Here is a 2,510-nt window from a genome sequence, read left to right as displayed (position 1 = left end):
TGCGCAAAATCACCGTGCACCGCCAGGGCCGGCAACGGCATACCGGAGCCATGCAGGTCCGCATGCGGGGCCGCTGTTCCCACGCTCCGTTGCTCCCGTGGCCGGTGTGACCTCACGGGGGAACACCTATAACGACGGGTGGGAAACCCGGTGCCCGAACACCCTGCGCCGCATCATTTCCTCCCAAGCCCCCCGGCGTCGTGCCTGTGGTGCCGCATTGGGCACGGGCGTGAGCACCGAGGCCGGCGTCTGCTGACGGGCACACGTTCCCAACGCACACCTGCGCACTTCCGGCTATCCCTTCCACCATCTGGTGCATTGCACCGGCTTGAACCGTCTGCGCCGGGATCCGGCGCCCATCCCCTGACAAGTGGATCCCGCGTAATTCCAGGCGATTCCCAGCGATTCACCTGCTTCACAGGCAGCCAGTTCGGTCCCTAAGGCCCATATACGTAACGCGGATGTGGTTAAAACGCGTAATTCTTCTCTGTCGCAAACGGGTACCTGCCCGTAGTCTCGCGCATCGGCAGGAGGGCGGACTTTATCCGATAAGGCCGCAGGTCTCTCCTACGGATTAGAACTAACAGAGGAGCCGATGTCCATGAAGCAGTCTCCATTACTCGCGCGTGTCAGGGGCCATTCCAGACGGGCCAAGGACAAACGGGGGCTTCACAGGAAGGGTTCGTTGCTCGCGGTGTTGACCGCGGGAATGGTCCTGGCAGCACCGCTGAGCGCGGTGGCACTTGAGCCCCTGCCGGCAGTTGTAGTCACCGGATTCGGCCCAGGACAGGTGGTTCAGGGACTCCACCCTGGCGAGGTCACTGTTCCAAATCCTCTTGCTGAGTACCCTGCCGAGAATCCGGCAGACTACGTCAACATGGACACCTATGCCGGCATCGTCCAGACTGCCAGCGTTGACGACCCGGAGCAGGTGGCCCTGATGTACTGCATCAACGTGTACCTGGATACGGAGGCAGGCGTCGACTATGTACTGGACTCATGGGAGGAATCGAACGTTCCGAATATCGGATACGTGACTTATGTCCTGAACAACTACTATCCCAATACCGGGCTGCCCGCCGGGTTGAACGAGGATCAGCAGGCCGCGGCCGTGCAGGCCGCTATTTGGTACTTTACGGACGGCTTCGTGCTGGATACTTCGGAGGAAGAAATCCGAGCTGCTGCTGCGGCAATCGTGCTGGACGCACAAACCAACGGCCCAGCCGTAACGCCGGGCGTTCCGGGAATCGAGATCACGCCGGAGACAGCTTCGGCGTTCCTCGGCTCAAGGGCTGGTCCCTTTACGGTGAACGGACAGAACGTTGGCCCCATTACCGTAAGCGCCCCGGAAGGAAGCACCCTGCACAGTGATGCTGTGGGCGGGCAGGAGATCGCAAGCGGGTCTGCCGTCGAACCGGGCACGTCCCTTTGGATACAGAACAACAGCGGGGTCGCTGCGGATGGCTCGTTGTCTGCGGCAGCCAGCGTGACACTGGAAACGGGCAGCGTGTATTTGGGAGCCGGGAACCCCGCCGATGCGCAACCGCTGATCCTGGCGTCCACGTCACAGGCCAATGCGACAGACTTTGCAACCTTCGTCCATACCGAGGTGGATCCGGGCACTCTGGTTGTCTCCAAGGCAATCACCGGCGCGGGCGCAGGCAACCAGAGCGACATCGTCGTTAGCGTGGACTGTGGTGCCGAGCTGAACGAATCCTTCATCATCGCGGGAGGAACTCCAGCGGGTACGTATGTTCAGACCTTTGAGGAGATCGCCGACGGGACATCCTGCACGGTCAGCGAGGTGAGCTCAGGCTCCAACGAGATCGTCAATGTGGTCGCCGGTGAATCTGCGACGGTGGACATCGTGACGGGGCAAACCGCTGTGGCCGAACTGGTCAACGATGTGCAGTTCATCTACGGACAGCTTTCGGTAGTCAAGCACTTCGCAGGCGACGGAGCCGGGTTCCAGGACCAGGTTGTACTGTCCGTGGTCTGCGACGGGGAGGTGGCAGATTCCATCGTTATTCCCGCCCGCAACACCGAGATAGTCACGAGGAGTTACGACCAGATTCCTGCCGGTACCACTTGCTTCATCCGCGAGGAGGAATCCGGGCAGAATACCGAGGCTGTTGTCAGCGTCGACCTTCCGGACCCTGTGGTCGTGACTGGCGGACAGAACACCACTCTCGAAGCGGTCAACACCTACACCCACACACCCGTCCACACGCCTACCCCGACCGAGACCGAGACCGCGTGGGGACAGGCAACCCTCCCGAGGACCGGAGCCAACGCCGTGAGCCAGGAGCTGGCCCTGATGGGCGGGGGAATCCTGCTGGCGGGCACGCTCATGGTTTTGGGATCCCGACGACGGCGCCGCCTGGAGTAAGCGCACCTCGCCTGCAGCAGGCGAAGCCAGAACGATCGGCCTGCTGCGCCTAGCCCCTGTCCCGGCACCGTAAACGCACCGGGACAGGGGAGATACGGCAGTGTGGCCGGCGCACGACAGC

General features: G+C 62.2%; 1 protein-coding gene. It reads left to right on the top strand.

Going from position 1 to position 2,510, the window contains the following annotated elements:
• Positions 1-694 precede the first annotated feature (694 nt).
• Complete coding sequence (locus TVB01_RS16540; protein ID WP_422456993.1) at positions 695-2,389, top strand: thioester domain-containing protein; 1,695 nt, start codon at positions 695-697, stop codon at positions 2,387-2,389.
• Positions 2,390-2,510: the final 121 nt, after the last annotated feature.

Origin of the sequence: Arthrobacter sp. 7Tela_A1, assembly GCF_049311065.1 — a bacterium.
Taxonomy (GTDB): Bacteria; Actinomycetota; Actinomycetes; order Actinomycetales; family Micrococcaceae; genus Arthrobacter_B.
Note: the sequence above shows the minus strand (reverse complement) of the source record. Positions and strands in the feature narration are given on the sequence as shown.